The 23,191-nt window shown below is 65.4% G+C and carries 20 protein-coding genes; 7 read left to right on the top strand and 13 right to left on the bottom strand.

Going from position 1 to position 23,191, the window contains the following annotated elements:
* The 3 genes from Q0L89_RS04550 to Q0L89_RS04540 all read right to left on the bottom strand — a co-directional run.
* On the bottom strand, positions 1 to 2,428 hold a 2,428-nt coding region (locus tag Q0L89_RS04550; RefSeq protein WP_296762905.1), incomplete at its 3' end, for a TRAP transporter permease.
* 159 nt (positions 2,429 to 2,587) lie between these two features.
* Positions 2,588 to 3,556 (bottom strand): TAXI family TRAP transporter solute-binding subunit, encoded by a 969-nt coding sequence (locus tag Q0L89_RS04545; RefSeq protein ID WP_296762904.1) that lies wholly within the window; start codon positions 3,554 to 3,556, stop codon positions 2,588 to 2,590.
* A gap of 41 nt (positions 3,557 to 3,597) precedes the next feature.
* The gene (locus tag Q0L89_RS04540) at positions 3,598 to 4,497 is read right to left on the bottom strand and encodes a MurR/RpiR family transcriptional regulator (RefSeq protein ID WP_296762902.1); all 900 of its coding nucleotides are present in this window, start codon (positions 4,495 to 4,497) and stop codon (positions 3,598 to 3,600) included.
* 97 nt (positions 4,498 to 4,594) lie between these two features.
* Between Q0L89_RS04540 and Q0L89_RS04535 the strand changes: the two genes are divergently transcribed.
* On the top strand, positions 4,595 to 5,917 hold the full coding sequence (locus Q0L89_RS04535; protein ID WP_296762900.1) for an aspartate aminotransferase family protein: 1,323 nt from the start codon (positions 4,595 to 4,597) through the stop codon (positions 5,915 to 5,917).
* Between the two features lie 18 nt (positions 5,918 to 5,935).
* Entirely contained in the window at positions 5,936 to 6,562 is a 627-nt protein-coding gene (locus tag Q0L89_RS04530) for a class I SAM-dependent methyltransferase (RefSeq protein ID WP_366937892.1), read from the top strand.
* 16 nt (positions 6,563 to 6,578) lie between these two features.
* Here Q0L89_RS04530 and Q0L89_RS04525 read toward each other — a convergent pair whose 3' ends face one another.
* From Q0L89_RS04525 to Q0L89_RS04510, 4 genes are all read right to left on the bottom strand, one after another.
* Positions 6,579 to 7,655 carry an ABC transporter ATP-binding protein gene (locus tag Q0L89_RS04525; protein ID WP_296762898.1) on the bottom strand — a complete coding sequence of 359 codons (1,077 nt, stop codon included), beginning with the start codon at positions 7,653 to 7,655 and terminating at the stop codon, positions 6,579 to 6,581.
* 63 nt (positions 7,656 to 7,718) lie between these two features.
* Positions 7,719 to 8,873: an extracellular solute-binding protein gene (locus tag Q0L89_RS04520; protein ID WP_296762896.1), complete on the bottom strand. Its 1,155-nt coding sequence runs from the start codon at positions 8,871 to 8,873 to the stop codon at positions 7,719 to 7,721.
* A gap of 39 nt (positions 8,874 to 8,912) precedes the next feature.
* Entirely contained in the window at positions 8,913 to 9,698 is a 786-nt protein-coding gene (locus Q0L89_RS04515) for an ABC transporter permease (RefSeq protein WP_296762894.1), read from the bottom strand.
* A 13-nt stretch (positions 9,699 to 9,711) separates the two neighbouring features.
* On the bottom strand, positions 9,712 to 10,578 hold the full coding sequence (locus Q0L89_RS04510; protein WP_296762893.1) for an ABC transporter permease: 867 nt from the start codon (positions 10,576 to 10,578) through the stop codon (positions 9,712 to 9,714).
* A 109-nt stretch (positions 10,579 to 10,687) separates the two neighbouring features.
* On the opposite strand from Q0L89_RS04510, the gene Q0L89_RS04505 reads away from it, so the two are divergent.
* On the top strand, positions 10,688 to 11,647 hold the full coding sequence (locus Q0L89_RS04505; RefSeq protein ID WP_296762892.1) for a LysR family transcriptional regulator: 960 nt from the start codon (positions 10,688 to 10,690) through the stop codon (positions 11,645 to 11,647).
* 150 nt (positions 11,648 to 11,797) lie between these two features.
* Here the strand turns inward: Q0L89_RS04505 and Q0L89_RS04500 are convergent, their stop codons facing one another.
* From Q0L89_RS04500 to ectA, 4 genes are all read right to left on the bottom strand, one after another.
* On the bottom strand, positions 11,798 to 13,315 hold the full coding sequence (locus Q0L89_RS04500; RefSeq protein WP_296762891.1) for an aspartate kinase: 1,518 nt from the start codon (positions 13,313 to 13,315) through the stop codon (positions 11,798 to 11,800).
* Positions 13,308 to 13,703 carry an ectoine synthase gene (locus Q0L89_RS04495; protein WP_296762889.1) on the bottom strand — a complete coding sequence of 132 codons (396 nt, stop codon included), beginning with the start codon at positions 13,701 to 13,703 and terminating at the stop codon, positions 13,308 to 13,310. Before Q0L89_RS04495 ends, Q0L89_RS04500 begins: the two co-directional genes overlap by 8 nt.
* A gap of 8 nt (positions 13,704 to 13,711) precedes the next feature.
* On the bottom strand, positions 13,712 to 15,004 hold the full coding sequence (ectB, locus tag Q0L89_RS04490) for a diaminobutyrate--2-oxoglutarate transaminase (RefSeq protein ID WP_296762888.1): 1,293 nt from the start codon (positions 15,002 to 15,004) through the stop codon (positions 13,712 to 13,714).
* Between the two features lie 82 nt (positions 15,005 to 15,086).
* Complete coding sequence (gene ectA / locus Q0L89_RS04485) at positions 15,087 to 15,620, bottom strand: diaminobutyrate acetyltransferase (RefSeq protein WP_296762887.1); 534 nt, start codon at positions 15,618 to 15,620, stop codon at positions 15,087 to 15,089.
* Positions 15,621 to 15,896: 276 nt separating this feature from the next.
* Between ectA and Q0L89_RS04480 the strand changes: the two genes are divergently transcribed.
* Complete coding sequence (locus Q0L89_RS04480) at positions 15,897 to 16,379, top strand: MarR family transcriptional regulator (protein ID WP_296762886.1); 483 nt, start codon at positions 15,897 to 15,899, stop codon at positions 16,377 to 16,379.
* Positions 16,380 to 16,395: 16 nt separating this feature from the next.
* Here Q0L89_RS04480 and Q0L89_RS04475 read toward each other — a convergent pair whose 3' ends face one another.
* Positions 16,396 to 18,288, bottom strand: a complete 1,893-nt coding sequence (locus Q0L89_RS04475; protein ID WP_296762885.1) for an acyl-CoA synthetase — start codon at positions 18,286 to 18,288, stop codon at positions 16,396 to 16,398.
* A 139-nt stretch (positions 18,289 to 18,427) separates the two neighbouring features.
* Positions 18,428 to 20,224: an ABC transporter transmembrane domain-containing protein gene (locus Q0L89_RS04470; protein WP_296762883.1), complete on the bottom strand. Its 1,797-nt coding sequence runs from the start codon at positions 20,222 to 20,224 to the stop codon at positions 18,428 to 18,430.
* Between the two features lie 261 nt (positions 20,225 to 20,485).
* Between Q0L89_RS04470 and Q0L89_RS04465 the strand changes: the two genes are divergently transcribed.
* From Q0L89_RS04465 to Q0L89_RS04455, 3 genes are all read left to right on the top strand, one after another.
* The gene (locus Q0L89_RS04465) at positions 20,486 to 21,499 is read left to right on the top strand and encodes an ABC transporter substrate-binding protein (RefSeq protein ID WP_296762881.1); all 1,014 of its coding nucleotides are present in this window, start codon (positions 20,486 to 20,488) and stop codon (positions 21,497 to 21,499) included.
* An 80-nt stretch (positions 21,500 to 21,579) separates the two neighbouring features.
* Positions 21,580 to 22,347 (top strand): ABC transporter ATP-binding protein, encoded by a 768-nt coding sequence (locus tag Q0L89_RS04460; protein WP_296762879.1) that lies wholly within the window; start codon positions 21,580 to 21,582, stop codon positions 22,345 to 22,347.
* On the top strand, positions 22,340 to 23,188 hold the full coding sequence (locus tag Q0L89_RS04455; protein ID WP_296762877.1) for an ABC transporter permease: 849 nt from the start codon (positions 22,340 to 22,342) through the stop codon (positions 23,186 to 23,188). Before Q0L89_RS04460 ends, Q0L89_RS04455 begins: the two co-directional genes overlap by 8 nt.
* The last annotated feature ends 3 nt before the right edge of the window (positions 23,189 to 23,191 follow it).

Below are 23,191 nucleotides of genomic sequence, written 5' to 3'. Positions count from 1 at the left end.
GGGTGCCGAACATCGGCTGGTCAAGCTTCATCACGCCGTCCTCGGGCATCAGGATGAAACCCATGCGCTCGGCGCGCGCCTCCCCCGGCGCGTCGGATTCGACGTTGAGCACCAGCGAGACGTCCTTGGGCTCGAAGGTATCGAAATCGGGCCCCGAGACCACCACGCGCAGCTCGTCGCCCACTTCCATCGTATCGAGCGTCTGCACCAGTTGGGCGGGCGGCACCTGTTGGAACGGCGGCGCGATCCGATCCATCACGTAGTCGGGCCGGAACAGCACGAAGGCGATCAGAAGCAGCGCCACGGTTTCATGGATGCGGTTACGGGTCAGGAACCAGCCCATCGTCGCCGCGGTAAAGACCAGTATGGCGATCGAGGCGACAACGAACACCGTGATCCCCTGCACCAGCGTCACGTCGATCAGCAGCAGATCGGTGTTGAAGATGAACACGAACGGCAACGCCACGGTGCGAAGGCTGTAGAAAAAGGCGGTAAAGCCGGTGCGGATGGCATCGCCGCCCGATACCGCCGCGGCGGCGAAACTGGCCAGCCCCACCGGCGGGGTCACGTCCGCCATGATGCCGAAATAGAACACGAACAGGTGTACCGCGATCAGCGGCACGACCAGCCCCGATTGCGCGCCCAGTTCCACGACCACACCCGCCATCAGCGAACTGACCACGATATAGTTGGCCGTGGTCGGCAGCCCCATACCCAGGATGAGGCTGAGAATCCCGACAAAAAGCAGCATCAGCAACAGGTTGCCGCCGGACAGGAACTCGACGAGGCTGGCCATCACCTGCCCCACGCCGGTCAGTGTGACGGTGCCGACGATCACGCCGGCGGTGGCCGTGGCCAGGCCGATGCCGATCATGTTGCGCGCCCCCGCTATCAGCCCTGCAACCAGATCCTTGATGCCCTCCACGGCGGCATTGGCCAGCGCGCTTTGACCGCGGAACACCGCCTTGATGGGGCGCTGCGTGAGCAGGATGAACACCATCAGCATCGTCGCCCAGAAGGCCGACAGGCCCGGCGACTTGCGCTCGATCATCAGGAAATAGACCAGCACGATGATCGGCAGCAGGAAATAGAGCCCGGTCTTGTATATCTCGGACACCACGGGCAGGCGCAGGTCCTCGGAATTGGGGTCATCGGGTTCAAGGTCGGGGGCCTGCGCGGCCAGCGCCAGAAGCGCGACATAAGCCACTGCCACCAGCACCGCCAGGACCCAGCCCGCGCCCTCTGGCACCAGCGCCACGACCCATCCCACCGGGTATTGCACCAGGTAACACAGCGCCGCGAAGCCGGCGAAAAAGCCGAACATGCCGCCCACGGTGCGTCCCAGGCTGACCGCCCGGTCGCCCAGCGTGGGCATGTTGTTCTTCACCGCTTCGAGGTGGACGATGTAGACCAGCGCGATATAGCTGATCGCCGCCGGCAGGAAGGCATGCGTGATCACCTCGACATACGAGATGCCCACGTATTCCACCATCAGGAAGGCGGCAGCCCCCATCACCGGCGGCATGATCTGCCCGTTGACGGAACTGGCCACCTCGACCGCGCCGGCCTTTTCACTGCTAAAGCCCACCCGTTTCATCAGCGGTATGGTGAATGTGCCCGTGGTGACGACGTTGGCGATCGACGACCCCGAGATCAGGCCGGTGGCGGCCGAACCCACGACCGCCGCCTTGGCCGGCCCGCCGCGCAGGTGCCCCAGCGCGCCGAACGCCATCTTGATGAAGTAATTTCCGGCGCCCGCCTTGTCCAAAAGCGCGCCGAACAGCACGAACAGGAACACGAACTTGGTGGACACGCCAAGGGCGATCCCGAATACGCCCTCCGAGGTGATCCACATGTGGCTCATCGCCTTTTGCAACGACGCACCCTTCCAGCGGATCACGTCGGGCACCCATTCCGATGCCCCGAAAAAGACATAGCCCAGAAAGATGATGGCGATGATCGCCAGCGCCGGGCCAAGCGCGCGGCGCGCGGCTTCGAACAGCAGCAAGAGGCCCGCCAGTGCAAACCACTTGTCCACGTCATCGGCCAGGCCGCCCGCCTGCACGATCTTTTCGTAGAAGAAATAGCCGTAAAGCGCGATCAGTGCGCCCGATATGGCAAAAACCCAGTCCAGAAGCGGGATGTATCGCCGCGGGCTGGACGCGAAGGCGGGATAGGCGGTAAAGGCCAGCAAGAGCGCAAAGGCGAGGTGAATCTGACGCGAATTGTTGACCACCGAGCCGGGCAGCACGTAATTGGACAGCGGCGAAGCCAGCAGCACCTGGAACAGCGACCAAACCAGCGCCACCGCTGCCAGCAGCAACCCCATCGATCCGACCGGGCTGCGCACCCCGGCATCGCTGGCGGCGACCAGTTCCTGAAGCTCGTCTTCGGAAAGCGCCGCGCCCCTTTCATCCCGTTTCGACATCCGCACCCTTCCCCGTTACCGGCCGCGTGGTGATTCACCGCGACGGTTGTCCGCCTGCCAGAGTGGTTTGTTGACGCGGGCCGCGAACCGTCGCGCGCGGCCCGCGCGTTATCCGAAAATGGGCACCTCGCGGGTTGCGGGGTGCCCGGCCGGTGCAGATTACTCCATCCAGCCCTTTTCGCGATAGTATTTCGCGGCGCCATCATGCAGCGGCGCGGACAGGCCGTCCTTGATCATCTCTTCGGCCTTGAGAACCCCGAAGGCCGGGTGCAGGCCCTTGAAGTCGTCAAAATTCTCGAAGACCGATTTCACGACCGTGTATACCGCCTTTTCCGACACGTCGGTCGAGGTCACGAAGGTCGCGCCGACACCGAAGGTGGTGGTATCGTCGGCGTTGCCGCGATACATGCCGCCCGGAACCGTCGCCTTGCGGTAATAGCTGTTCTCGTCGATCAGCTTTTCGACCGCGTCGCCGGTCACGTTGACCAGCACGCTGTCACAGGCGGTCGTCGCCTCCTGGATCGAGCCCGAGGGGTGACCCACGGTGAACACCATCGCGTCGATCTGGTTGTCGCACAGCGCCTGGCTCTGCTCGGCCGATTTCAGCTCGGTCGCCAGTTCGAAATCGTCGGTGGTCCAGCCCATGGCGTCCATCAGCACCTCCATCGTGCCGCGCTGGCCCGAACCGGGGTTGCCGATGTTGACGCGCTTGCCCTTGAGATCTTCGAAATCCTCGATCCCGGAATCGGCGCGCGCCACCACGGTGAAAGGCTCGGGATGGACCGAGAACACCGCGCGCAGGCCTTCGAACGGGCCGTCCTCCTCGAACCGGGCGGATCCGTTATAGGCATGGTACTGCCAGTCCGATTGCGCCACGCCGAATTCCAGTTCGCCGGCGCGGATGGTCTTGATGTTGTAGACCGACCCGCCGGTGGATTCGACCGAGCAGCGAATGCCATGCTCCTTGCGGCCCTTGTTGACCAGCCGGCAGATCGCGCCACCGGTCGGATAGTAGACGCCGGTCACGCCGCCGGTGCCGATGGTGATGAACTCCTCGGCCGACGCCGCCGGCGCCACGAGCGCCCCAAGCGCCAGCGCCGCCGCGGTGAATTTCAATTTGTTGAACATGGTCTGTCTCCCTTTGGTTGATGAAGTGGTCTTGTCGGTTTTCACGCGCGCCAGTATTCCTCCAGCCGGTGATTGCGTGCCTCGACCTCGGCGATGCGCTCCATCGCATCGGGGCCGGCACGGGCCACGAGCATGCCGATGATGGTTTCCACCAGCACCAGCGTTGCCGCGTAGGACGAAAAGAATTGCGGGCTGTCCGAGGGCAGAATGAATCCGGCGGTGGCATGTTTCAGCGCCGGGCAGGTGTGGGTGTCGCTCAGCACGATCACCGCCGCGCCCTGCTCGGCCGCCATCTCGGCGGCCAGGATCGCGCGGCGCGCGAACGGCGGCTTGGTGATGACCAGCACCGCATCGCGCACACCCAGATCCGACATCGTGGCGCCCAGCGCCGCGCCACCGCGCCCCGCGACCTGCCAGCCGGGGGTAAAATAGCGCCCCATGTAGGCCATGTAGTCGATCAGCCCGGCAGACCCGCACGCCCCGAACAGGATCACCCGGCGCGCATGGTGCAATGCCTCGACCGCGGCCTCCAGCCGCTCGGGGTCGATGGTCTGGTTCATGCTGTCGATATTGGCGATGCAGGCCACCGCCTGCCGTGTCAGAAGGGGGCCGCGCGCACCCTGCCCCGCCTCGTCGCGCAGCCGTTGCGCGCGTTGAGAAAAGCTCTCGTAGCGCTGCCCCACCGCATTTCGGCTGAGTTCGCGCATCGCCTCGTAATCGTTGAACCCCAGCGCCCGCGCCAGCCGCGAGAATGTCGCCGGTGCCAGGCCGGACGCCGCCGAAACCGAACGCAGCGACCGCGTCGCCACATCGACGGGATGGTCGGCCACGAAATCCGCGGCGGCCCTCAGCCGGTCGCTGAGGTCGTCATATCCTTCGGCGATCCTGTCCTTGATCGTCGTCGACTCCTGCATCGGCGCTCCGGTCTCGGGTTTCGGCATGGTTTATCGTTCCATCCGTTTTATCACTTGTCAACATTTGAAACAGATGTTTCACTATTCCCGCAACTTTTGCCAAGGTCCGGAGACCCGATACCACATGTCCCACATCTTTCCCCGCCATACCAAATCCGCCCAGCCCACGGTTTCCCATGGCGATGGCGTCTACCTTCACGACACCGCCGGCAAACGTTACCTCGACGCGTCGGGAGGGGCGGCGGTGTCGTGCCTGGGGCATTCGGACAAGGCGGTTACCGCCGCGATCAAGGCGCAACTCGACAAGGTCGCCTTCGCCCATACCGGCTTTTTCACCTCCGAGTCGGCCGAATCGCTGGCCGATGCGCTGATCGCGCGCGCGCCCGCAGGAATCGAGCGCGTCTACCTCGTCTCGGGCGGGTCCGAAGCGGTGGAGGCCGCGCTCAAGCTGGCACGGCAGTATTTCCTGGAAATCGGCGAGCCGCAGCGCCACCGGATCATCGCGCGCCGGCAGAGCTATCATGGCAATACCCTGGGTGCGCTGGCCACCGGGGGCAACATGTGGCGCCGCACCCCGTTCGCACCGATGATGATCGAAACCACCCATATCGCACCGTGCTACGCCTATCGCGGGCAAGCCGACGGCGAAACCGAATGGGACTACGGCCAGCGCGTCGCCGGCGAGCTGGAGGCCGAGATCGAACGCCTCGGCCCCGAAACGGTGATGGCCTTCGTGGCTGAGCCGGTGGTCGGCGCCACCGCCGGGGCGGTGCCCCCGGTCGAGGGTTACTTCAAGAGGGTGCGCGAAATCTGCGACCGCCACGGCGTGCTGCTGATCCTCGACGAGGTCATGTGCGGCATGGGGCGTACCGGCACCCTCTTCGCCTGCGAGCAGGACGGCATAAGCCCCGACATCGTGACCGTGGCCAAGGGCCTGGGCGCCGGATATCAGCCGGTCGGCGCGATGCTGTGCTCGGGCGCGATCTATGCCGCCATCGAGGGCGGATCGGGCTTTTTCCAGCACGGGCACACCTATATCGGCCACCCCACCGCGGCCGCGGCCGCCGGCGCGGTGCTCTCGCGGCTGACCGACGACGGGCTTCTGGCGCGCGTCACGCCGATGGGCGAGCGGCTGGATTCGGCCCTGCGCGCCGCATTCGGTCAGCACCCGCATGTGGGCGACATCCGCGGACGCGGTTTGTTTCGCGGCATCGAACTGGTCGAGGACCGCGCCACGAAAGCGCCCTTCGCACCCGAACGCGCGGTGCACAAGGCGTTGAAAAGGGCCACCTTCGAGAACGGGTTGATCTGCTATCCCATGGGCGGCACCATCGACGGTCAGCAAGGCGATCATATCCTGCTGGCGCCCCCGTTCATCCTGGAGGATACTCATATCGACGAGATCGTCGAAAAACTGGACAAGAGCCTGCGGCAGGTGCTTGGCTAGTGCGCAAGGAGGCCCGCCATCACGCCGCGCAAATCACATTGGGATGATGTCTATCGCAGCAAGGCGCCCGACAGCGTCAGTTGGTTCCAGGACGACCCGCGGCCCTCGCTCGACGCGCTTGGGGCCTGCGGGCCCGATCACCGTGCACTGATCGACGTGGGCGGCGGCGCTTCGCGCCTCGTCGATGTGCTTGTGTCGCGCGGCTGGGACGATCTGACCGTTCTGGACATCTCGGAACCCGCGCTTGCCCATGCGAAGGCGCGGCTGGGCAACCGGGCCGACCGCGTGCGCTGGATCGTGGCGGACCTGACCGAATGGCACCCCGACCGGGCCTATGATGTCTGGCACGATCGGGCGGTGTTCCAATTTCTCACCGAGCCCGACCAGCGGACAGCCTATCTTGGCGCGCTGAACCAGGCGCTGCGGCCTGGCGGGCTGGCGATATTGGCGACCTTCGCCCCCGACGGCCCCGAGAAATGCAGCGGCTTGCCGGTCCGCAGATACGACGCGGCCGGGCTTTCGGCCCAACTGGGTGCCGAATTCCGCCTGCTGCGCACGTTCCGCGAGGTGCACCAGACACCCGGCGGCGTGGCACAGCCCTTTGCCTGGTGCGTGTTAGAACGCAGCGCCGACAAGGCGGGCTGAGATTGCGATCTCCGGGTCAGTCCCCGGGCAACGCGGCGCAGTCGATGGGGCGCAGGTGCAGGTTGATCGCGTCACCCGTTGCGAACGGGTGCTGGTCGATCATGTTGATGGCCTGCAATTGCGTATCGTCGGCGCGCACGAAATAGCGCACCGCCTGGCCCTGGTAATCGACCGCCTCTATGGTGGCGGGCACCGACAGCACACCTTCGGGCGCCTCATCACGCGAAACCAGCAGCTTTTCGGCCCGGATCACCAGCTTGGCCGGCCCTTCCGAACCAAGGTTCGGCGCCTTCTCCGCCGGCACCGTCAGCTTGCCGAACGTGGGCGCCTCGATATCGACGCCCTCGGGTCCGCGGCGCGTGCAGCGGGCGGCAAGGATGTTCGACGCGCCCAGGAAATTGGCCACGAATTCGGATGCGGGCGTGTTGTAGACCTCTTCGGGCGCGCCGACCTGCTCGACCCGGCCATCGGACATCACCACGATCTGATCCGACATCGCCAGGGCCTCGGACTGGTCATGGGTGACGAACACGGTGGTCACGCCGATGCGCTCCTGGATGCGCTTGAGTTCGACGCGCATGTCCTCGCGCAGGTTGGCGTCGAGCGCCGAGAGCGGCTCGTCGAGCAACAGCACGTCGGGTTCGATCACGATGGCGCGCGCCAGCGCGATGCGCTGTTGCTGGCCGCCCGACAGCTCCTTGGGATAGCGGTCACCCACGTCCGGCAGTTGCACCAGCTCCAGCGCATCCTGCACCTTGGTGGCGATGTCGTCGCTGGGAACGTCGCGATACTTCAAGCCGAAGGCCACGTTGTCGGCCACCGTCTTGTGCGGAAACAGCGCGTAGTTCTGAAACACCAGCCCGAGGTTGCGCTTGTGGATGGGCACGTCGTTGACGCGCTTGCCGCCGATCAGGATCTCGCCCTCGGTCGGGTCCAGCAGCCCTGCGATCATGCGCAGGTTGGTGGTCTTGCCACAACCCGATGGCCCCAGAAGCGTGACGAACGCGCCCTCCGGGATTTCCAGCGAGGTGCTGTGCACCGCCGTCACGGCGCCGAAACGTTTCACGATGTTGTTCAGGTGAACGGAACTCAACTGGCGGTCCCCCTTGCGCTCGGATGATCCCCGCGCCCGGACCGGGCGCGGGGCCTGTCAGTCTCAGTAGCCTTTCTGCACCCGGCCGAATTCCTTCGACCATGCCTGCTCGTGGCCGTTCCAGTATTCCGGGTCGGCGAAGGTCAGGCCGTCCAGTTTGCCGGTGGGGTCGAACGCGGGCAGTGTCGGGATCTTGTCGCCCAGGTCCACCTTGGTGGGGTCCAGCGCCGGCGGGTAGTTCTGCCCCTCGGCCACCGCGATGGCGGTCTCGGGCGCCAGCATGAAGTTGAGCAACTCCTCGCAGGCCTCCATCGGGCTGCCCTTGAGCACGAACATGCATTCCTGCCAGCCGAAGCCGTTGGGCGGGTCCATGTAGCCGATGTCGTGGCCCTGCTCCTGCAGCGCATAGATGCGGCCCGACCAGCCCTCGGTGACGTGGATCTCTTCCTCGGCCAGCAGGCTCATCAACTCGGCGCCCGAGCCCCAGTACTTCAGCAACAGGTCGCGATGGGCGCGGACGGCGTCCCAGCAAGCTTCCTCGTCGGTGACGTCGTTGGGGTTCTGCCCGGTTTGCAACGCGGCATACCACATCCGCGTGCGCCAGTCGGACCAGCCGGCGATCTTGCCCTTGCGAGCCGGGTCGAGAAGGATGTTGGCACCCTTTTCCTGCATCTCCTCATCCGAGATATACTTGCGGTTGTAGGCCAACCCGGTGGTGCCGTAGTCGTAAGGCACGCAGCTGAGCTTGCCGTCGGTAACCGCGCGGAACACGTCGATCAGCTTGGGAATGACGTATTCCAGGTTGGGGATGTTGTCCTCGTTGAGTTCGGTGCTCAGGCCGAGGTTGTGATAGCGCGCGTAGTCGAACACGCCCGACAGGTGAGCGATGTTGTATTCGCCCTCCTGGCTGGCCTTGACGCGGCTGATGTATTCGTCGGCGCCGCCGAAGGTGCCGTCAACCACCTTGATGCCGGTCTCGGCCTCGAATGGGTCGAAGGCGTTCTCGCGCAGCGCCTCGCTGACGACGCCGCCCCAGCCGTCGAAACGAACCTGGCTTACGGTGGCCGCGTTGGCATACTTGGCAAAGGGCGTCTGCACGCCATAGGCCAGCCCCGCGGCGCCGATCAGCCCGAGAAAGCTGCGCCGGTCGAGATCGCCGTTCATGTAACGCTCGCGCAGGCGCTCGTAGCGGGTGGTATTGTCGATTTTTTTGGTCATCGTGGTCTCCTTGTTGATCGGATTGAAAAGGGCGCGGTTCTAGATGCCGCGCTTTTGGGAAAGGGTTCGCGCGATTGCCAGCCCCAGCAAGGGCAGGCCCACGGTCAGCACGATCATCACCGTGCCCAGCGCGTTTATCTCGGGCGAGATCGAGTTGCGCAGCATCGCGAAGATCTGCGTCGGCACGGTTTCGACACCGCCGGGTTTCCAGAACAACGTGCCGGTAATGTCGTCGAAGCTGATGGTTAAGGCGAACAACGCGCCCGCCAGGACCGCCGGCAGCATCAGCGGCAGGGTGATCTGGAAAAAGGTCTGCCGCGGGCTGGCGCCGAGGCTCATCGCGGCCTCCTCGATATCGCGCTTGATGCTGATCAGCCGCGCCTGCACCACCAGGATCACGAAGGGCAGCGTGAAGATCACATGGCCGAACAGCAGCAGCGTGAAGCTCTTGTTGATGCCGAGGAAATTCAGGAACAGCAGCAGCGCCACCGCCAGCACCACCTCGGGCACCAGGATCGGCGCGATCAGCAGCGTCGAGATGTAGTTGGACCCCGGCACCCGGTAGCGCACCATCGCGAGGCTCGCCAGCACCCCCAGCGTCGTCGAGATCGCCGCCGTCATCACCCCAAGCGTAACCGAGGTGCGGAAGGCGCGCAAAATGGCTTCGTTCTGGGCCAGTTCCACGAACCAGCGGAAGGAAAAGCCGGTCATCGGAAAGGCGCCGAACTGCGACGCGTTGAAGCTCAGCAGAACCACCACCGCGACGGGCAGGAACATGAACAGGTAGACCAGAACCGTCCAGCCGCGCAGCAGATGCCATCCCATGGTGCCCCCCATTTCAACCAAGCCCCTTCATCAGTTGCGCCATCCCGAGGTAGCGGTTGTAGATCAGAACCAGCGCCCCCAGCACCGCCAGCAGCATCAGCGACAGCGCCGATCCCAGCGGCCAGTTGAGCTGGGTGATGATCGCCTCGAACACCAGGTTGGCGAACATCGCATCGCCCGGCCCGCCCAGAACCAGCGGCGTGATGTAGGTGCCCGCGCCCAGCACGAAGCACAAAAGCCCCCCGGCCGCGAGCCCGGGCAGCGACAACGGCAATGTCACCTGCCAGAACGCCTGCATCCGCGTCGCACCCAGCGAGTTGGCGGCATCCTCCAGGTTGGTGTCGATCCCTTCGAGGCTGACGAAAACGTTGAGAATCATGAACGGCAGCAGGAAATGCACCAGACCCAGGATCACCGTGGTCTGGTTGTAGAGCATCTGTATCGGTTCGTTGATCACGCCCAGCCACAAAAGCGCGGTGTTGAGCGCCCCGGACACGCCAAGGATGTTGATCCAGCTCATCGTGCGGATGATGTAGCTGATCCAGAAGGGCAGCATCAACAGCAGAAGAAGCAGCGCCTTGTTGCCCTTCGAGCGCGCGATCACGTAAGCGGCCGGGTACCCCATCACCGCGCAGACCAGCGTGGTGATTGTCGCGATCTTGAGCGTGAACAGCAGGATGTCGCGGTAAAAGGCATCCGATAGCGCTTCGCGCCAGTTGTCGAGGAAGAACCCGACCTGATCCGCCCCCGTCGAGGTGCGCAACCAGAACGAGTAGACGACAATGAACAGCAGCGGCACGAAAAGCAAAAGAAATATTGCCGTCAGCGCCGGTGACAGCAGTATCCACGGCTGTCGCGCCTCGCGTGCTTCGACCGACATCTCGTCTCCCCGTTTTCGCGTTCATTGCGCGTGTTGTTTGAAGCAGGTTGACCCGCAGGGGCATCATAGATCAAATAGATAATAAGAATTGTAAATATAGTTGATATCTATGCCTGCACCCCTTCCCCCCGAACGCCTGGTACGCGAGCTGGACTGGAACCTGCTGCGTACCTTCATCGTGCTGTCGGAATCGCGCTCGGTCACCGACGCGGCGCACAAGCTGCGGCTCAAGCAGCCGACCGTCTCGACCGCGCTCAAGCGGCTTGAAGAGCGGATCGGCAAGAAGCTGATCGACCGCCGGCCCGGCACCTTCCGGCTGACCGACGCGGGGCGCCTGTTGCAGCGCGAGGCGGTGGATATCCAGGGGTCGATCCTGCGGCTTTCGACGCTGATCCGCGACATCACCGACGAGGTCACCGGCCATGTCAAGGTTGCCATGGCCAGCCACGTGGTCTGCCCGTTGTTCGACAAGGTGCTGGCCGAGTTCCACACCGCCCACCCCAAGGCCAACCTGAGTATCGACGTGCTGTCGAGCGCCGATGCCATCGGCCGTGTCGCCGACAAGAGCGCCTCGCTGGCGGTTTGCCTGGTGCGGCACCAAAACCCGCGGCTGGAATATCGCTGCCTCTATCGCGAGTTTTTCGGCCTGTTCTGCGGGCCGCACCACCCGCTTTTCGGGCGCACCGACCTGACGCTCGACGATCTGGACGGCCAGCCCTCGGTCAGCTTCGAGACCGACCGGTTGCAGGACGTGCTCAAACCCGTGACGCTGATGCGTGCCGAGGCGGGGCTGGCCGACACGATCATCGGCACGTCGAGTCACCTGGAGGAGGTCCGCCGGATGATCATCGCCGGGCTGGGCGTGGGGCCGCTGCCCGTGCACGCGGTCAAGCGCGACCTGCGCGACGGGTTGCTGTGGCAGTTGCCGCCCCATGACAAGCTGCCCGAGATCGATGTTCAGGTGGTATGGAATCCGGTCACCCGGTTCAGCCGCGCCGAGCAACGGTTTCTCGACCGCATCCTCTGGGAGGTAGAGGCGACGCCGCTGAGCGCGCGCACTTACCGGTAGGGGCCCCCGGCAACGGGAAGCCGTCGCCAAACCGGACTGACCTGGCGGAGCGCGCGTTCCGCGCGCACATGTCGTCTCGACGGCCGCCAATGGCGGCCGTCTCGGGTGCCTCCGGCGGGAGTATTTCGGGAAAGATGAAGGAAAACGGCGTTAGGCCGCCTTGCGACCCGCCGCGTCGGTGTCGGTGTCGGCCCCGGGCGCAGCGCCATTGCCTTCGCCGAAGAACAACCCGTGCAGGGCGCGGATCGCCGTATCGAGATCGTCGCGCTGCATGACGAACTGCACGTCCACCATGCGCGGCGTCTGCTGCGCCGAAAGCGCCTCGATGCCCTGTTCCTCGAGTGCACGCAATCCGCGGCTGAGCACATGCAGGCCTGTCAGGTCGCGACCGATGACCGAGGCCACCGACAGTGCCCGCACCGTCACGTCGGCAGAAGGGTATGCCGCGTTGAGGTCGCGTTCGACCCGGCGCATGATCTTGAGCGGCGACTCGACGAAATGGGTGATGGTGTTGGCGTTCGAGGTCTTTGACACGATGCGCACGTTGTGCCGCGTCAGAATCTCGAGGATCCGCGCGTCGTAGCCCTTGACGCCGACCATGTCCTGCTCGAACAACTCAAGCGCGTGCACATCCAGGCCGGTCACGATTTCCGCCGCCGGGGTGTCGGCGGGGTTCTCGTCGATCAGGGTGCCGGGGTCGCGGGGTTCGAACGCGTTGGTGACGCGCAACGGCACGCTGGCCTGGCGCAAGGTCTTGGCGGCGCGGGGGTGGATTGCCTCCATCCCCATGTTCGAAAGTTGGTCGGCAACGTCGTAATTGGTGTGCCCCAGCTTGCGCACGGCCTCCTCGCCCACCAGCTTGGGGTCGGCCGAAGACAGGTGGAATTCCTTGTGAATGATCGCTTCGCGGGCGCCGGTCAGCGCCGCGATGCGGCTGAAGGTCACCTCGGAATAGCCGCGGTCGAATTCCTGCATCAGGCCCTCGCGGCACTGCGCATAGCCGGTGGCGATCAGCACTTCGTGGGCCGGATCGGCGCCGTCGAACCCGTCGCGGATGCGCGCGTCGAGATCCATCTCGCGTTCGTCGCGCCAGCCCGACAGGTCGATGAAGCGCGCCTCGACACCCGCGCGGCGCAGCAGCAGCGTGGTGACGAAGGCCGAATGCGCCTCGCCCAGGCCCGACAGCAACTCGCGGATGATCGCCATGTGCTGGCTGAGGCGGAAATGCCCGTAGGAGCACAGCCGCTGCAAATCTATCAGGCACGAGCGCGCGCCCTCGATCCGTTCGCGGATGAAATCGTCGGCTTCGCGCTGGTCGGCGTTGCTGTCCAGAACCTGGTTGTGCGCCTCGCTCATCGCCTGCGCGACACGGTTCAGCGCATCCATCCAGCCGTGGTCGTCGTCGGCGCTGGTGAACAGCGCGTAGACACCGGGCTTGCCGGTCTTCTTGTGCTCCAGCAGCAGGTTGGTGATGCCGGCGAAGGCCGAAACCACGAAGATGCGGTTGTAGATCTGCGACGGTTCGCGGTCACCCACGAAGAGCGTATCGACCAGCTCGTTCACGCGGCTCATCGAGGTGCCGCCGATCTTTTCGACTGTGTGATTGGTGTAATTCAACTGTTTCCTCGCCGGGGCGTCGAGCCCCGGCGCTCCTTTGCTTTCAGGCATTCTCTTCCGCCGGCGCGGCGTAGGAGCCGTCGGCCTGGTGCACCTCGTGGCCCGTCACGGGCGGGTTGAAGCAGCAGGCCATCACGAGTTCCTCGTCGGCGCGCAGCGTGTGCTTGTCGTGCTTGTCGAGCGCGTACATGACGCCGGGCTTGATCTGATGCGTCTCGCCGGTGGCCAGATCGGTGATCGAACCGCTGCCCTGCATGCAATAGACGCTCTCGAAATGGTTCTTGTAGTGGAACGTGTGCTCCGACCCGGCTTCGAGAAAGGTGATGTGGAACGAAAATCCCATCCCGTCGTCGGCCAGAAGCATGCGAACGGATGTCCACTGTGCATCGGAGACCACGCGGTCGGTTCCGGTCAGGTCGTTGAAGTCGCGAACGATCATGTCTGGTTTTACTCCGCTGCGATTGGGTTGGGGGCCACGGCCCTGGCGACGGCTGCCGCCAGGATGTCGAGCCCGCGTTCGAAAAGCGCGTCCGGCGTCGTCAGCGGTGCCAGCACCTTGACCACCTCGTCATGCGCGCCCGATGTTTCGATGATCAGCCCCTGTCCAAAGCAGATGGCGCAGATTTCCGAGGCCAGCTCGCCCGAGCCCACGTCGATGCCGCGCATCATGCCGCGTCCCTTGAGCCGTGCGCCGGGGACGTGCCCGGCGATGTCCGAAAGGCGGCGTTCCAGCAGGTCGGCCTTGCGGGCCACGTCCTTCTGGAAGGCGTCGTCGGCCCAGAACTTCTCCAACGCGACGCGCGCGCTGACAAAGGCGTGGGTGTTGCCGCGGAAGGTGCCGTTGTGTTCGGCGGGTTTCCAGATGTCCAACTCGGGCTTGAGCAGCAGCGCCGCAAACGGCAGACCCATGCCCGAGAGGCTCTTGGCCAGCGGGATCATGTCGGCCTCGATGCCGAATTCCTCGAAGCTGAAGAAGCCGCCGGTACGGCCGCAGCCGGCCTGGATGTCGTCGACGATCAGCAGTGCGCCGTGCTTCTTGGCGATCCGCGCGATGCCCTGCATCCATTCCTTCGACGCCGCGTTCAGCCCGCCCTCGCCCTGCACGGGCTCCAGCAGGAAGGCCGCCGGCGCGTCAATACCGCTCGACGGGTTGTCGAGCAGCGCCTCGATCACGGCCAGCGTGTCCACATCGTCGCCTAGCGCGCCCTCGTAGGGCATGCGGGTGACATCCGACAGGGTCACATCGCCGGCGCCGGCGCGCTTTCCGACATTGCCGGTCGCGGCCAGCGCGCCCAGGGTCATGCCGTGAAAGCCGTTGGTGAAGGCCACGATGTTCTTGCGCCCCGTCACCTTGCGCGCCAGCTTCATCGCCGCCTCGACGGCGTTGGTGCCGGTGGGGCCGGTCATCATCACCTTGTGGTCCATGCCGCGGGGGCGCAGGATCAGGTTCTCGAAGGTCTCGAGGAACCGCGCCTTGGTGTCGGTGTACATGTCCAGGCCCTGGGCGATGCCATCGGCCATGATGTGATCGATCACCGCCTGTTTCATGTCAGGGTCGTTGTGCCCGTAGTTGAGCGACGAGCACCCCGCCAGGAAGTCGATATAGCGGTTGCCCTGTTCATCGGTCATTTCCGAGCCCTGCGCCGTGGTGAACACGGTATCAAAGCTGCGGCAATAGCTGCGCACCTCGGACTCGCGGCGCGCGAAAACGGATTTGTCCGCTGTCTTGGCGGTTGTCATGACTACCTCGTCATTGTGAAATTGGGGGGGGAGAGTTGGCGCGGCGGCGTACCCGCCGCGCTGGCCGGGGCGAAAGGGCCCATCAGGCCGCCTTCTTGAAGCCCTCGGCCGCAAGGTCGATGGTGACCAAGTGTTCGGTCGCCGCGTTGCCGTCGAAATGCTCATCGCGGGTAAAGTGCGGTTCGTGATCCATTTCGCCGTCCACACGGTCGCAAAAGCGCGAGAAGAGCGCCCAGCTCGCTTCGTTGGAGCGGGTGATCGTGGTCTGCAGCGTGGTCACGTCGCGGCAGGCGTCGCGGTCGAGCAATTCGGTCAGCAGCCGGCTGCCGACGCCCATGCCGCGTGCCTTCTCGGACACGGCAACCTGCCAGACGAACACCGTCTCGGGGTCGGTCGGCTTGATATAGGCCGAGATCCAGCCGACGATTTCGCCATCGAGTTCCGCAACCACGCAGGTGTCCGCGAAGTGATCGCACTGGATCAGGTTGCAGTACATGGAGTTCTCGTCGAGCGGCTTGCTCTCACGGATAAGCTCCCATACCGCAGCGCCGTCCGTTCCGGTGGGTTCACGGAACGTGATGGTGTCGCTATTGGGTTCTCCGGCAAAGTCGCGCATTGGATGCGGCCCTCATGTTGTTTCGCTTGCCTAAATATAACCGCCGCCCCAGTTCATTTCAATAGGCAAAGCACTTTTGCCACCGACGGCACATAACCCCTTATTTTCATGATTAGTTACTTCGTGTGGCGCATCACCTCCGAGAGCTTTTCGTTCGAATCTCTAACATTTTTCCGACTTTCGCGCCGTTTACGGGGGGGATCAGGCTCAAAAAAGTTGAATCGAACCCTGATTGGCGGCATGACTTTCCCATTGCACCACCATGAGAGGGGCCCCATGGAGCTCACCGACAAGAGCCTGATCGCACTTCGCCGCATTCTGCGCGCCACCGAACTCTACGGGCGCAGGCTTGCGAAGGAAGCAGGGCTTACCGCGGTGCAGTTGCGGGTCTTGCAAATCATGGCCGAGAAGGGCCGCGCAACGCCCAAGGAGCTGTCCGACAGGATGGGCGTGACCCAGGCAACCATCACCGCGCTGATCAACAAGCTCGAACGCAAGGGGCTGTTGACGCGGCAGCGCTCGGAAACCGACCGGCGCCAGACAAACCTGCTGATCACCTCGGAAGGGCTGGCCAAGGTCGATGACGCCCCCGACCCGCTGCAACAGCGTTACGTGCAGCAGTTCGAGGCGATGGAGGACTGGGAACAGGCGATGATGGTCGCGGTCCTGGAACGACTTGCCGGGATGCTCGACGCCGAGGAGATCGACGCCTCGCCAGTGCTGACCGTGGGCGAAATCGGCGGCCCCGGAAAGGTCTGAGCCGCCCGCGCGCCGCTCATCCCTGGCCCTCGGCCCATTCCCATGGCCGGGTGAAGGCAGCCAGCGCGTCGGCGACCGCCGCGTCGTCGGCGTCACCCGTCTTGGCAACGCGCGCCACCAGCCCCCGCTTCTTGTCGTCGACCACCTCGAAGACCTGCGCGCTCACGCCGGCCTCGTCCAGGGCGGCGTTGTAGACGCGCCGGATCGCCAGCTTGCGCAACTCGGGCTTGAACACCTTGCCGACCGCGGTCTTGGGCAATTCGTCCAGCACCTCGATGTGCTTGGGGTGCGCGGCGCGTTCGTGCACGTGCACGCGCGCGTGCTCCATCAACGCCTCCGCCGTCACCGTGCCCCCGTCGATCAACTCGACATAGGCGCAGGGCACTTCGCCGGAATGCGCATCGGGCTGACCGATCGCGCCGGCGAAGGCCACGTCGGGGTGCGACAGCAGCGCATCCTCGATATCGGCCGGGTCGATGTTATGGCCGCCGCGAATGATAAGGTCCTTGGCGCGCCCGGTGATCCACAGGTAGCCATCCGCGTCGATCCGTCCCAGGTCGCCGGTGCGCAGGTAGTTCTCGTAATAGTAGAGTTCCTTGTTCTTGTCGGCCTCCGTATAGGTGGCCGGCGCGTTCACGCCGGGGTTCGAGACACAGATCTCGCCCACCTCGTCCACCTCGCATTCCATCGGCTTGCCGTCCTTTTCGCGGTAAATCTTCACATCCGTGTAGGGAAACCGTACCCCGACCGAACCGACCTTCTTTTCGCCGTCCACCGGGTTGACGCTGACCAGGCAGGTCGCCTCGGTCAGGCCGTAGCCTTCGACGATGGTCACGCCGCTGGCCTTCTCGAAGCGGCGAAACAGTTCCAGCGGCATGGGCGCCGAGCCGGAAAACGCGGTCTTCACGCTCGACACGTCCGCATCGACGGGGCGCTGCATCAGCGCGCTGACGGCTGTCGGCACGGTGATGATGAAAGTGATCTTCCAGCGTTCGATCAGTTTCCAGAAATTGTCGAACACCCCCTCGCCGCGATATCCTGCCGGGGTGGGAAACACCACGTGCGCGCCCGACTTGATGCAGGCCATCAGGATCACATGGCAGGCGAAGACGTGAAACAGCGGCAACGGGCAGATCACGTTGTCATCGGGGGTATAAAGCAGCGTACCGCCCAGCCAGCCGTTATAGATGATCCCCGAATAGCGGTGTTGCGCCACCTTTGGCATGCCGGTCGTGCCGCCGGTGTGGAAATAGGCCGCCACCCGGTCGCCCGTGGCGTCGTCGAAGGCCAACTCGCGCGGCTGCGCAGCAATCTCGCGGTTGAAATCCTTGACGTCGGCGTGGTGGTTGCCCGGGTTTTTCGGGCGCACCAATGGCACGATCATGTTTTTGGGAAACGTGAGGTAGCGGTTCAGGTCCACCTCCAGCACGGTGTCCACCCCCGGCGCATGGCGCACCGCCTCGGCGGCCTTCTGCGCCACGTCCGTCTTGGGAAACGCCTTGAGCGTGACCACCACCTTGGCCTTGGTCTCGCGCAGGATGGCGGCGATCTGCTCGGGCTCCAGCAGCGGGTTGATCGGGTTGATGATCCCGGCGATGGCCCCGCCGAGGATGGTCAGCACCGTTTCGTTGCTGTTGGGCAGGATGCAGGCCACGACATCGCCCTCGCCCACGCCGAGGCTGCGAAACAGATTCGCCGCCTGGCAGGTGCGGGCATGCAGTTCCGTCCAACTGAGGGTCTCGGCCTTGTCCTTTGGCCCGCTGAGCAGTTGGAACGATACCGCGTTGGTGTTGCCGCAGGTATCGCGTGTCTGCGTCAGCATTTGATACAGTGTGCGCGGCACGTCGCGTTCGGCCCACGGTATTTCGTTTTCGATGGCGATCGAATCCTGAACCGATGCAAAGCCCATTGATGCTCCTCCCTGACGGCATGGCCCGCCTCCCCGCGCCCATGCCCATTTTCCTGCACGCAGTGTGAAAGGCTTTGGCGCGCCGCGCAAGCCCGCTCGCCGACAGAAGGCGCAACGTCAAGGTCCGGCGGCCGCGCAGCTACTGCGCGGCGATCCCGTCGGTGAACTGCAACCGCGCCAGCCGCGCGTAAAGCCCGTCCTCGGCCACCAGCGCGTCATGCGTGCCCTGCGCGACGATGCGCCCGTGATCCATCACGATGATCCGGTCGGCCTTTTTCACCGTCGCCAGCCGGTGCGCCACCACGATGGTGGTGCGGGTGCGTGCCAGATCGTCGACGGCGGCCTGTACCGCACGCTCGCTTTCGGCATCCAGCGCCGAGGTCGCCTCGTCCAGCAGCAGCACCGGCGCATCGCGCAGGATGGCGCGGGCGATGGCGACGCGCTGCTTCTGCCCGCCCGACAGCATCGCGCCGCGTTCGCCCACCTGGGTGTCATAGCCTTGCGGCAGCGCCATGATGAACTCGTGCGCGGCGGCAGCGCGGGCGGCGGCCTCGACTTGCGCATCGCTGGCATCGGGGCGGCCGAAGCGGATGTTCTCGCGCGCCGATGCGGCAAAGATCACCGGATCCTGCGGCACCAGCGCCATGTGGGCGCGGAAATCCTGCCGCCGCATGCGCGCCAGGTCCACGCCATCCAGCGTCACGCGCCCCTCGGTGGGGTCATAGAAGCGCAGGATAAGCTGCACGATGCTGGTCTTGCCGGCCCCCGAGGGCCCGACCAGCGCCACCGTCTCGCCCGGCGCGATGTCCAGGTCGACCCCGTCCAGCGCCGGGTCGTCGGGGCGCGACGGGTAATGCAGGCTGACCCCTTCGAAGGTGATGGCCCCGCGCACCGGCGCGGGCACCGGCAACGGCTCGGCGGGGTCGGTGACCGCGTCTTCGGCCTGCAACAGCTCGACCAGGCGCTCGGTCGCGCCGGCGGCGCGCTGCAACTCGCCCCAGATTTCCGACAACGCCCCGACGGCGCCGGCCACCAGCACCGCGTAGATCACGAACTGCACCAATGCCCCGGCGCTCATCGCATCCGCGCGCACATCATTGGCACCGATCCACAGCACGCCGACGACGCCCGAAAACACCAGGAAGATCACGATCACCGTCATCACCGCGCGGGTGGTGACCCGGCGGCGCGCGACGTCATAGCTTTTCTCGGTAACATCGGCGAAGGCGGCGCGCGTCGGGCCCTCGTTGGTGAACGCCTGCACCGTCTGCACGCTGGTCAACGCCTCCGACGCGCTGCCGGAACTGGCGGCGATCCAGTCCTGGTTCTCGCGGCTGAGTGCCCGCAGCCGCCGCCCCAGCACCAGGATCGGCACCACGACCGCCGGCACGATCAGCAGCACCAGCCCCGTCAGCTTGGCCGAGGTCACCATCATCAAGGCAAGCCCGCCCACCAGCAGCAGCACGTTGCGCAGCGCGACCGATATCGACGACCCGATCACCGACAGGATCAGCGTCGTGTCGGTGGTCACCCGGCTGAGCACCTCGCCGGTCATGATGGTCTCGAAATAGGCCGGGCTCATGCCGATCACGCGGTCGAACACCGCCTTGCGGATATCGGCGACAACCCGTTCGCCCAGTCGCGTAACCAGCGCATAGCGCAGCCCCGTGCCCAGCGCCAGCAGCGCCGCGATGGCCAGCGCGGCCGCGAAATACTTGTCCAGAAGGGCGGCATCGCTGGTACCGAAATTGTCGATCACCCGGCGCACCGCCATCGGCAGGATCAACGACACCGACGCCGTCAGCATGAGCGCGAGAATGGCGGCGACCATCAGCGCCCGGTAGGGGCGCAGGAACGGCCACAATTCGCGCAGCGCGCCGATGCGCCGCGATTTCTCGCGGTCCTTGGTATCGTCGCTGGTCTGTGGCGCGGCCATGTCCGGTCCTTCCTTGATCCTGCGCAGGGGTCTAGAGGCTCGGCGCGCGCGGGGCAAGCCGCCGCGCGCGGCTGGGTCCGCCGGGGCCCGGTTTCGCTCGTGATGGACACCGGGCAACGCCTTTGACCGCACGGGACTGCCCGAGACGGGTTGATTTTCCCCGGCTTTGAATCGCAAACTCCTCCGGCACCGCCACGCATGGCTGGCGCTCAGAGGTGTGCGGCCCCTCAAGCCGCAAGGGATTTATCGGAGGAACGGATCATGACGACATTCACACGCCGCGGCGCGATGGGCCTTCTGGGCGGGGCGGCGACCCTGCCAATGCTGGGGCGGCCGGCGCTTGCCAATACCAAGATGACCGTGGGCGCGCTGCGCTTCACCAGCCACGCCGCGTCGTTCGTGGCCTATGAGCGCGGCTATTTCGCCGAGGCCGGGCTCGATGTCGAGTTCAGGTTCTTCCAGGCCGCGCAGCCGATGGCGGTGGCGATCGCCTCGGGCGATGCCGATTATGCCGTCACGGCGGTTTCCGGCGGCCTGATCAGCCTTGCCGAAAAGGGCGCGGCCAAGGTGATCGGCGGCGCGCTGAGCGAAGAGCCCGGCATCGATGGGCAGAAGATCCTCGCCTCGAACGCCGCCTTTGACGCCGGCCTGACCAGCCCCGAAATGCTGGACGGCAAGCGATTTGCCATGACGCAGGCGGGCTCGTCGTTCCACTACATGGGATCAAAGATCGCCGCCGCCGAAAGCGCCGAGATGCAATTCGTGCCCCTGCAAAAGGTCGGCGCGATCATCGGCGCGCTGAAATCGGGGCAGGTCGATGCCTGGTCGATCGTGCCGCATATCGCCAAGGCCCTGGCCGGCGGCGGCGCGGTACAGATCATCGGCGACGTGGCCGATTACATCCCCGACTACCAGGTGACGACGGTGTTCACCTCGGCAGACAACGCCGCGAACGAGCGCGCCCAGACCGAGGCGTTCCTGTCGGCCTTCGCCCGCGGTGCGGATGATTTCAACGCCGCCCTGGTCGACAAGACCGCCGGCGCCGACGCGGCCGAGGACATGGTTCGCCTGATTCACAAGTACGTCTATACCGACCGCCCCTACGAAAAGGCGGCACCGTCGATCCGCAACGGCGCGATGCGCATCAACGCGGGCGCGGCGCTCAACACCGGGTCGGTGCAGGACCAACTGGATTGGTTCAAGGCCGAGGGGCTGGTGAAACCGTCGGTGACAATGGACACGCTGGTCGACGCCTCCTACGTCGACACGATGTGATCGCAAGCGCGGTTCGGGCGGGGCCGCCGCAAGCCCCGCCCGCCGTGTCCCTCCCCGCCGGCCGCGAAAGGCAGCGCAGCATGGAACTGAGACTCGACGGCATCTCGCATCGCTACGGCGATGTCGAGGTTCTCTCGGATATCGACCTGACGATCCCCGAAGGCCGGATCGTCTGCATCGTCGGGCCGTCGGGCTGCGGCAAGTCCACGCTGCTGCGCTTTCTCGGCGGGCTTGAGGTGCCCGAACGCGGCGCCGTGCTGCAACAGGGCCCACGCCCGGCGGACTGCCTCAACCCGCTGACCTACATCTTCCAGGATTTCGCGCTGCTGCCCTGGCGCAGCGTGGCCGGCAACATCCGGCTGGTGCTGGAGGACAGCCGCCTGCCCGGTGCCGAGATGGGGCGCATCGTCGACGACGTGCTGGCGCGCACCCGGCTGACAGATTTCCGCGATGCCCTGCCCAAGCAGCTTTCGGGCGGCATGAAACAACGCGTCGCCATTGCCCGCGCGATGGCCGTCAACCCGGCGGTGATGCTGATGGACGAGCCGCTTTCGGCGCTCGACAGCCAGACCCGCGAGTTGCTGATGGACGACCTTGTCTCGTTGTGGACGCGCGCGCCGTTCACCGCCGTCTACGTCACCCACAACCTGGCCGAGGCGGTGCGCCTGGGCCACCGGATCGTGGTGCTGTCGCGCCGGCCCGGGGCGGTCCGCGAAATCGTCGAGATCGACACCCCCCTGGCCGAACGCCGCATGGGCGACCCGGCGCTGGATGCCCAGCAGGCGCGGCTGTGGCAGTTGATGCGTGACGAGGCCGCCGCCGCCGACGCGGAGCTGGCAGATGTCTGATCCCGACACCGACCGCCGCCCCGCCGAGGCCGCCGCCGCCACCGGCGACGCATCCGCCCCGCGCCCGGTTCCCTATCGCGGCGGCGGCTACCGCCCCGTGCATATCCGCGGCATCGGGATCGTCACATTCATAGTGCTGATCGCGCTGGTCGAATGGGGCACGCGCACCGGCTGGATTTCCAACCTGACGCTGCCGCGCCCGTCCGACGTGCTGGCCACATTCGGCGACTTGTGGACGACAGGGATGCTGTGGACCCACATGGCGCCGTCGCTGAGCCGGTTGGTGGTAGGCGCCGCCATGGGCGTGAGCGCAGGCATCGCGGTGGGGGTGGCGATCGGGTTGTTCAGCGTCGTGCGCGCCGGGCTGGTGCCGCTGGTGGCGGCACTGTTCCCGATCCCCAAGATCGCGCTGCTGCCGTTGTTCGTGATCTGGTTCGGCATCGACGAGGGCAGCAAGTACGCGCTGATCGCCCTGGGCACCTTCACGCCCACGGTGGTGTCGACCTACGGCGCGGTGGACAATGTCGACCGCACGCTGATCCGCATGGGGCAGAGCTTCGGCCTGAGCTGGGTCTCGATCGTGCGCAAGATCGTGCTGCCCGGCGCCCTGCCCGGCATCCTGTCGGGGTTGCGCGTCAGCCTTGCCATCGGGATCATCCTGCTTGTCGCGGCCGAGATGCTGGGCGCGCAATACGGCATTGGCGCCTATATCCTGGAAGCCGGCTCGCTCTACGATCTGGAACGTCTTTTCGCAGGGGTGGTGATCCTGTCCGCGCTGGGGGTGCTGACCAGTTCAGGCATCGGCTGGGTCGAGCGTCGCCTGCTCGACTGGCGGGTCTGAATG

Source organism: Sediminimonas sp. (assembly GCF_024637375.1).
In the GTDB taxonomy this organism is placed as follows: Bacteria; Pseudomonadota; Alphaproteobacteria; order Rhodobacterales; family Rhodobacteraceae; genus Sediminimonas.
This window is presented reverse-complemented; position numbering and strand designations above follow the sequence as displayed.

Excerpts from the sequence above, each read along its gene's own strand:
- Q0L89_RS04545 (WP_296762904.1), bottom strand. The coding sequence starts at position 3,556 with ATGTTCAACAAATTGAAATTCACCGCGGCGGCGCTGGCGCTTGGGGCG.
- Q0L89_RS04540 (WP_296762902.1), bottom strand. The coding sequence starts at position 4,497 with ATGCCGAAACCCGAGACCGGAGCGCCGATGCAGGAGTCGACGACGATC.
- Q0L89_RS04535 (WP_296762900.1), top strand. The coding sequence starts at position 4,595 with ATGTCCCACATCTTTCCCCGCCATACCAAATCCGCCCAGCCCACGGTT.
- Q0L89_RS04520 (WP_296762896.1), bottom strand. The coding sequence starts at position 8,873 with ATGACCAAAAAAATCGACAATACCACCCGCTACGAGCGCCTGCGCGAG.
- Q0L89_RS04515 (WP_296762894.1), bottom strand. The coding sequence starts at position 9,698 with ATGGGATGGCATCTGCTGCGCGGCTGGACGGTTCTGGTCTACCTGTTC.
- Q0L89_RS04510 (WP_296762893.1), bottom strand. The coding sequence starts at position 10,578 with ATGTCGGTCGAAGCACGCGAGGCGCGACAGCCGTGGATACTGCTGTCA.
- Q0L89_RS04505 (WP_296762892.1), top strand. The coding sequence starts at position 10,688 with ATGCCTGCACCCCTTCCCCCCGAACGCCTGGTACGCGAGCTGGACTGG.
- Q0L89_RS04500 (WP_296762891.1), bottom strand. The coding sequence starts at position 13,315 with ATGCCTGAAAGCAAAGGAGCGCCGGGGCTCGACGCCCCGGCGAGGAAA.
- Q0L89_RS04495 (WP_296762889.1), bottom strand. The coding sequence starts at position 13,703 with ATGATCGTTCGCGACTTCAACGACCTGACCGGAACCGACCGCGTGGTC.
- ectB (WP_296762888.1), bottom strand. The coding sequence starts at position 15,004 with ATGACAACCGCCAAGACAGCGGACAAATCCGTTTTCGCGCGCCGCGAG.
- ectA (WP_296762887.1), bottom strand. The coding sequence starts at position 15,620 with ATGCGCGACTTTGCCGGAGAACCCAATAGCGACACCATCACGTTCCGT.
- Q0L89_RS04480 (WP_296762886.1), top strand. The coding sequence starts at position 15,897 with ATGGAGCTCACCGACAAGAGCCTGATCGCACTTCGCCGCATTCTGCGC.
- Q0L89_RS04475 (WP_296762885.1), bottom strand. The coding sequence starts at position 18,288 with ATGGGCTTTGCATCGGTTCAGGATTCGATCGCCATCGAAAACGAAATA.
- Q0L89_RS04470 (WP_296762883.1), bottom strand. The coding sequence starts at position 20,224 with ATGGCCGCGCCACAGACCAGCGACGATACCAAGGACCGCGAGAAATCG.
- Q0L89_RS04465 (WP_296762881.1), top strand. The coding sequence starts at position 20,486 with ATGACGACATTCACACGCCGCGGCGCGATGGGCCTTCTGGGCGGGGCG.
- Q0L89_RS04460 (WP_296762879.1), top strand. The coding sequence starts at position 21,580 with ATGGAACTGAGACTCGACGGCATCTCGCATCGCTACGGCGATGTCGAG.
- Q0L89_RS04455 (WP_296762877.1), top strand. The coding sequence starts at position 22,340 with ATGTCTGATCCCGACACCGACCGCCGCCCCGCCGAGGCCGCCGCCGCC.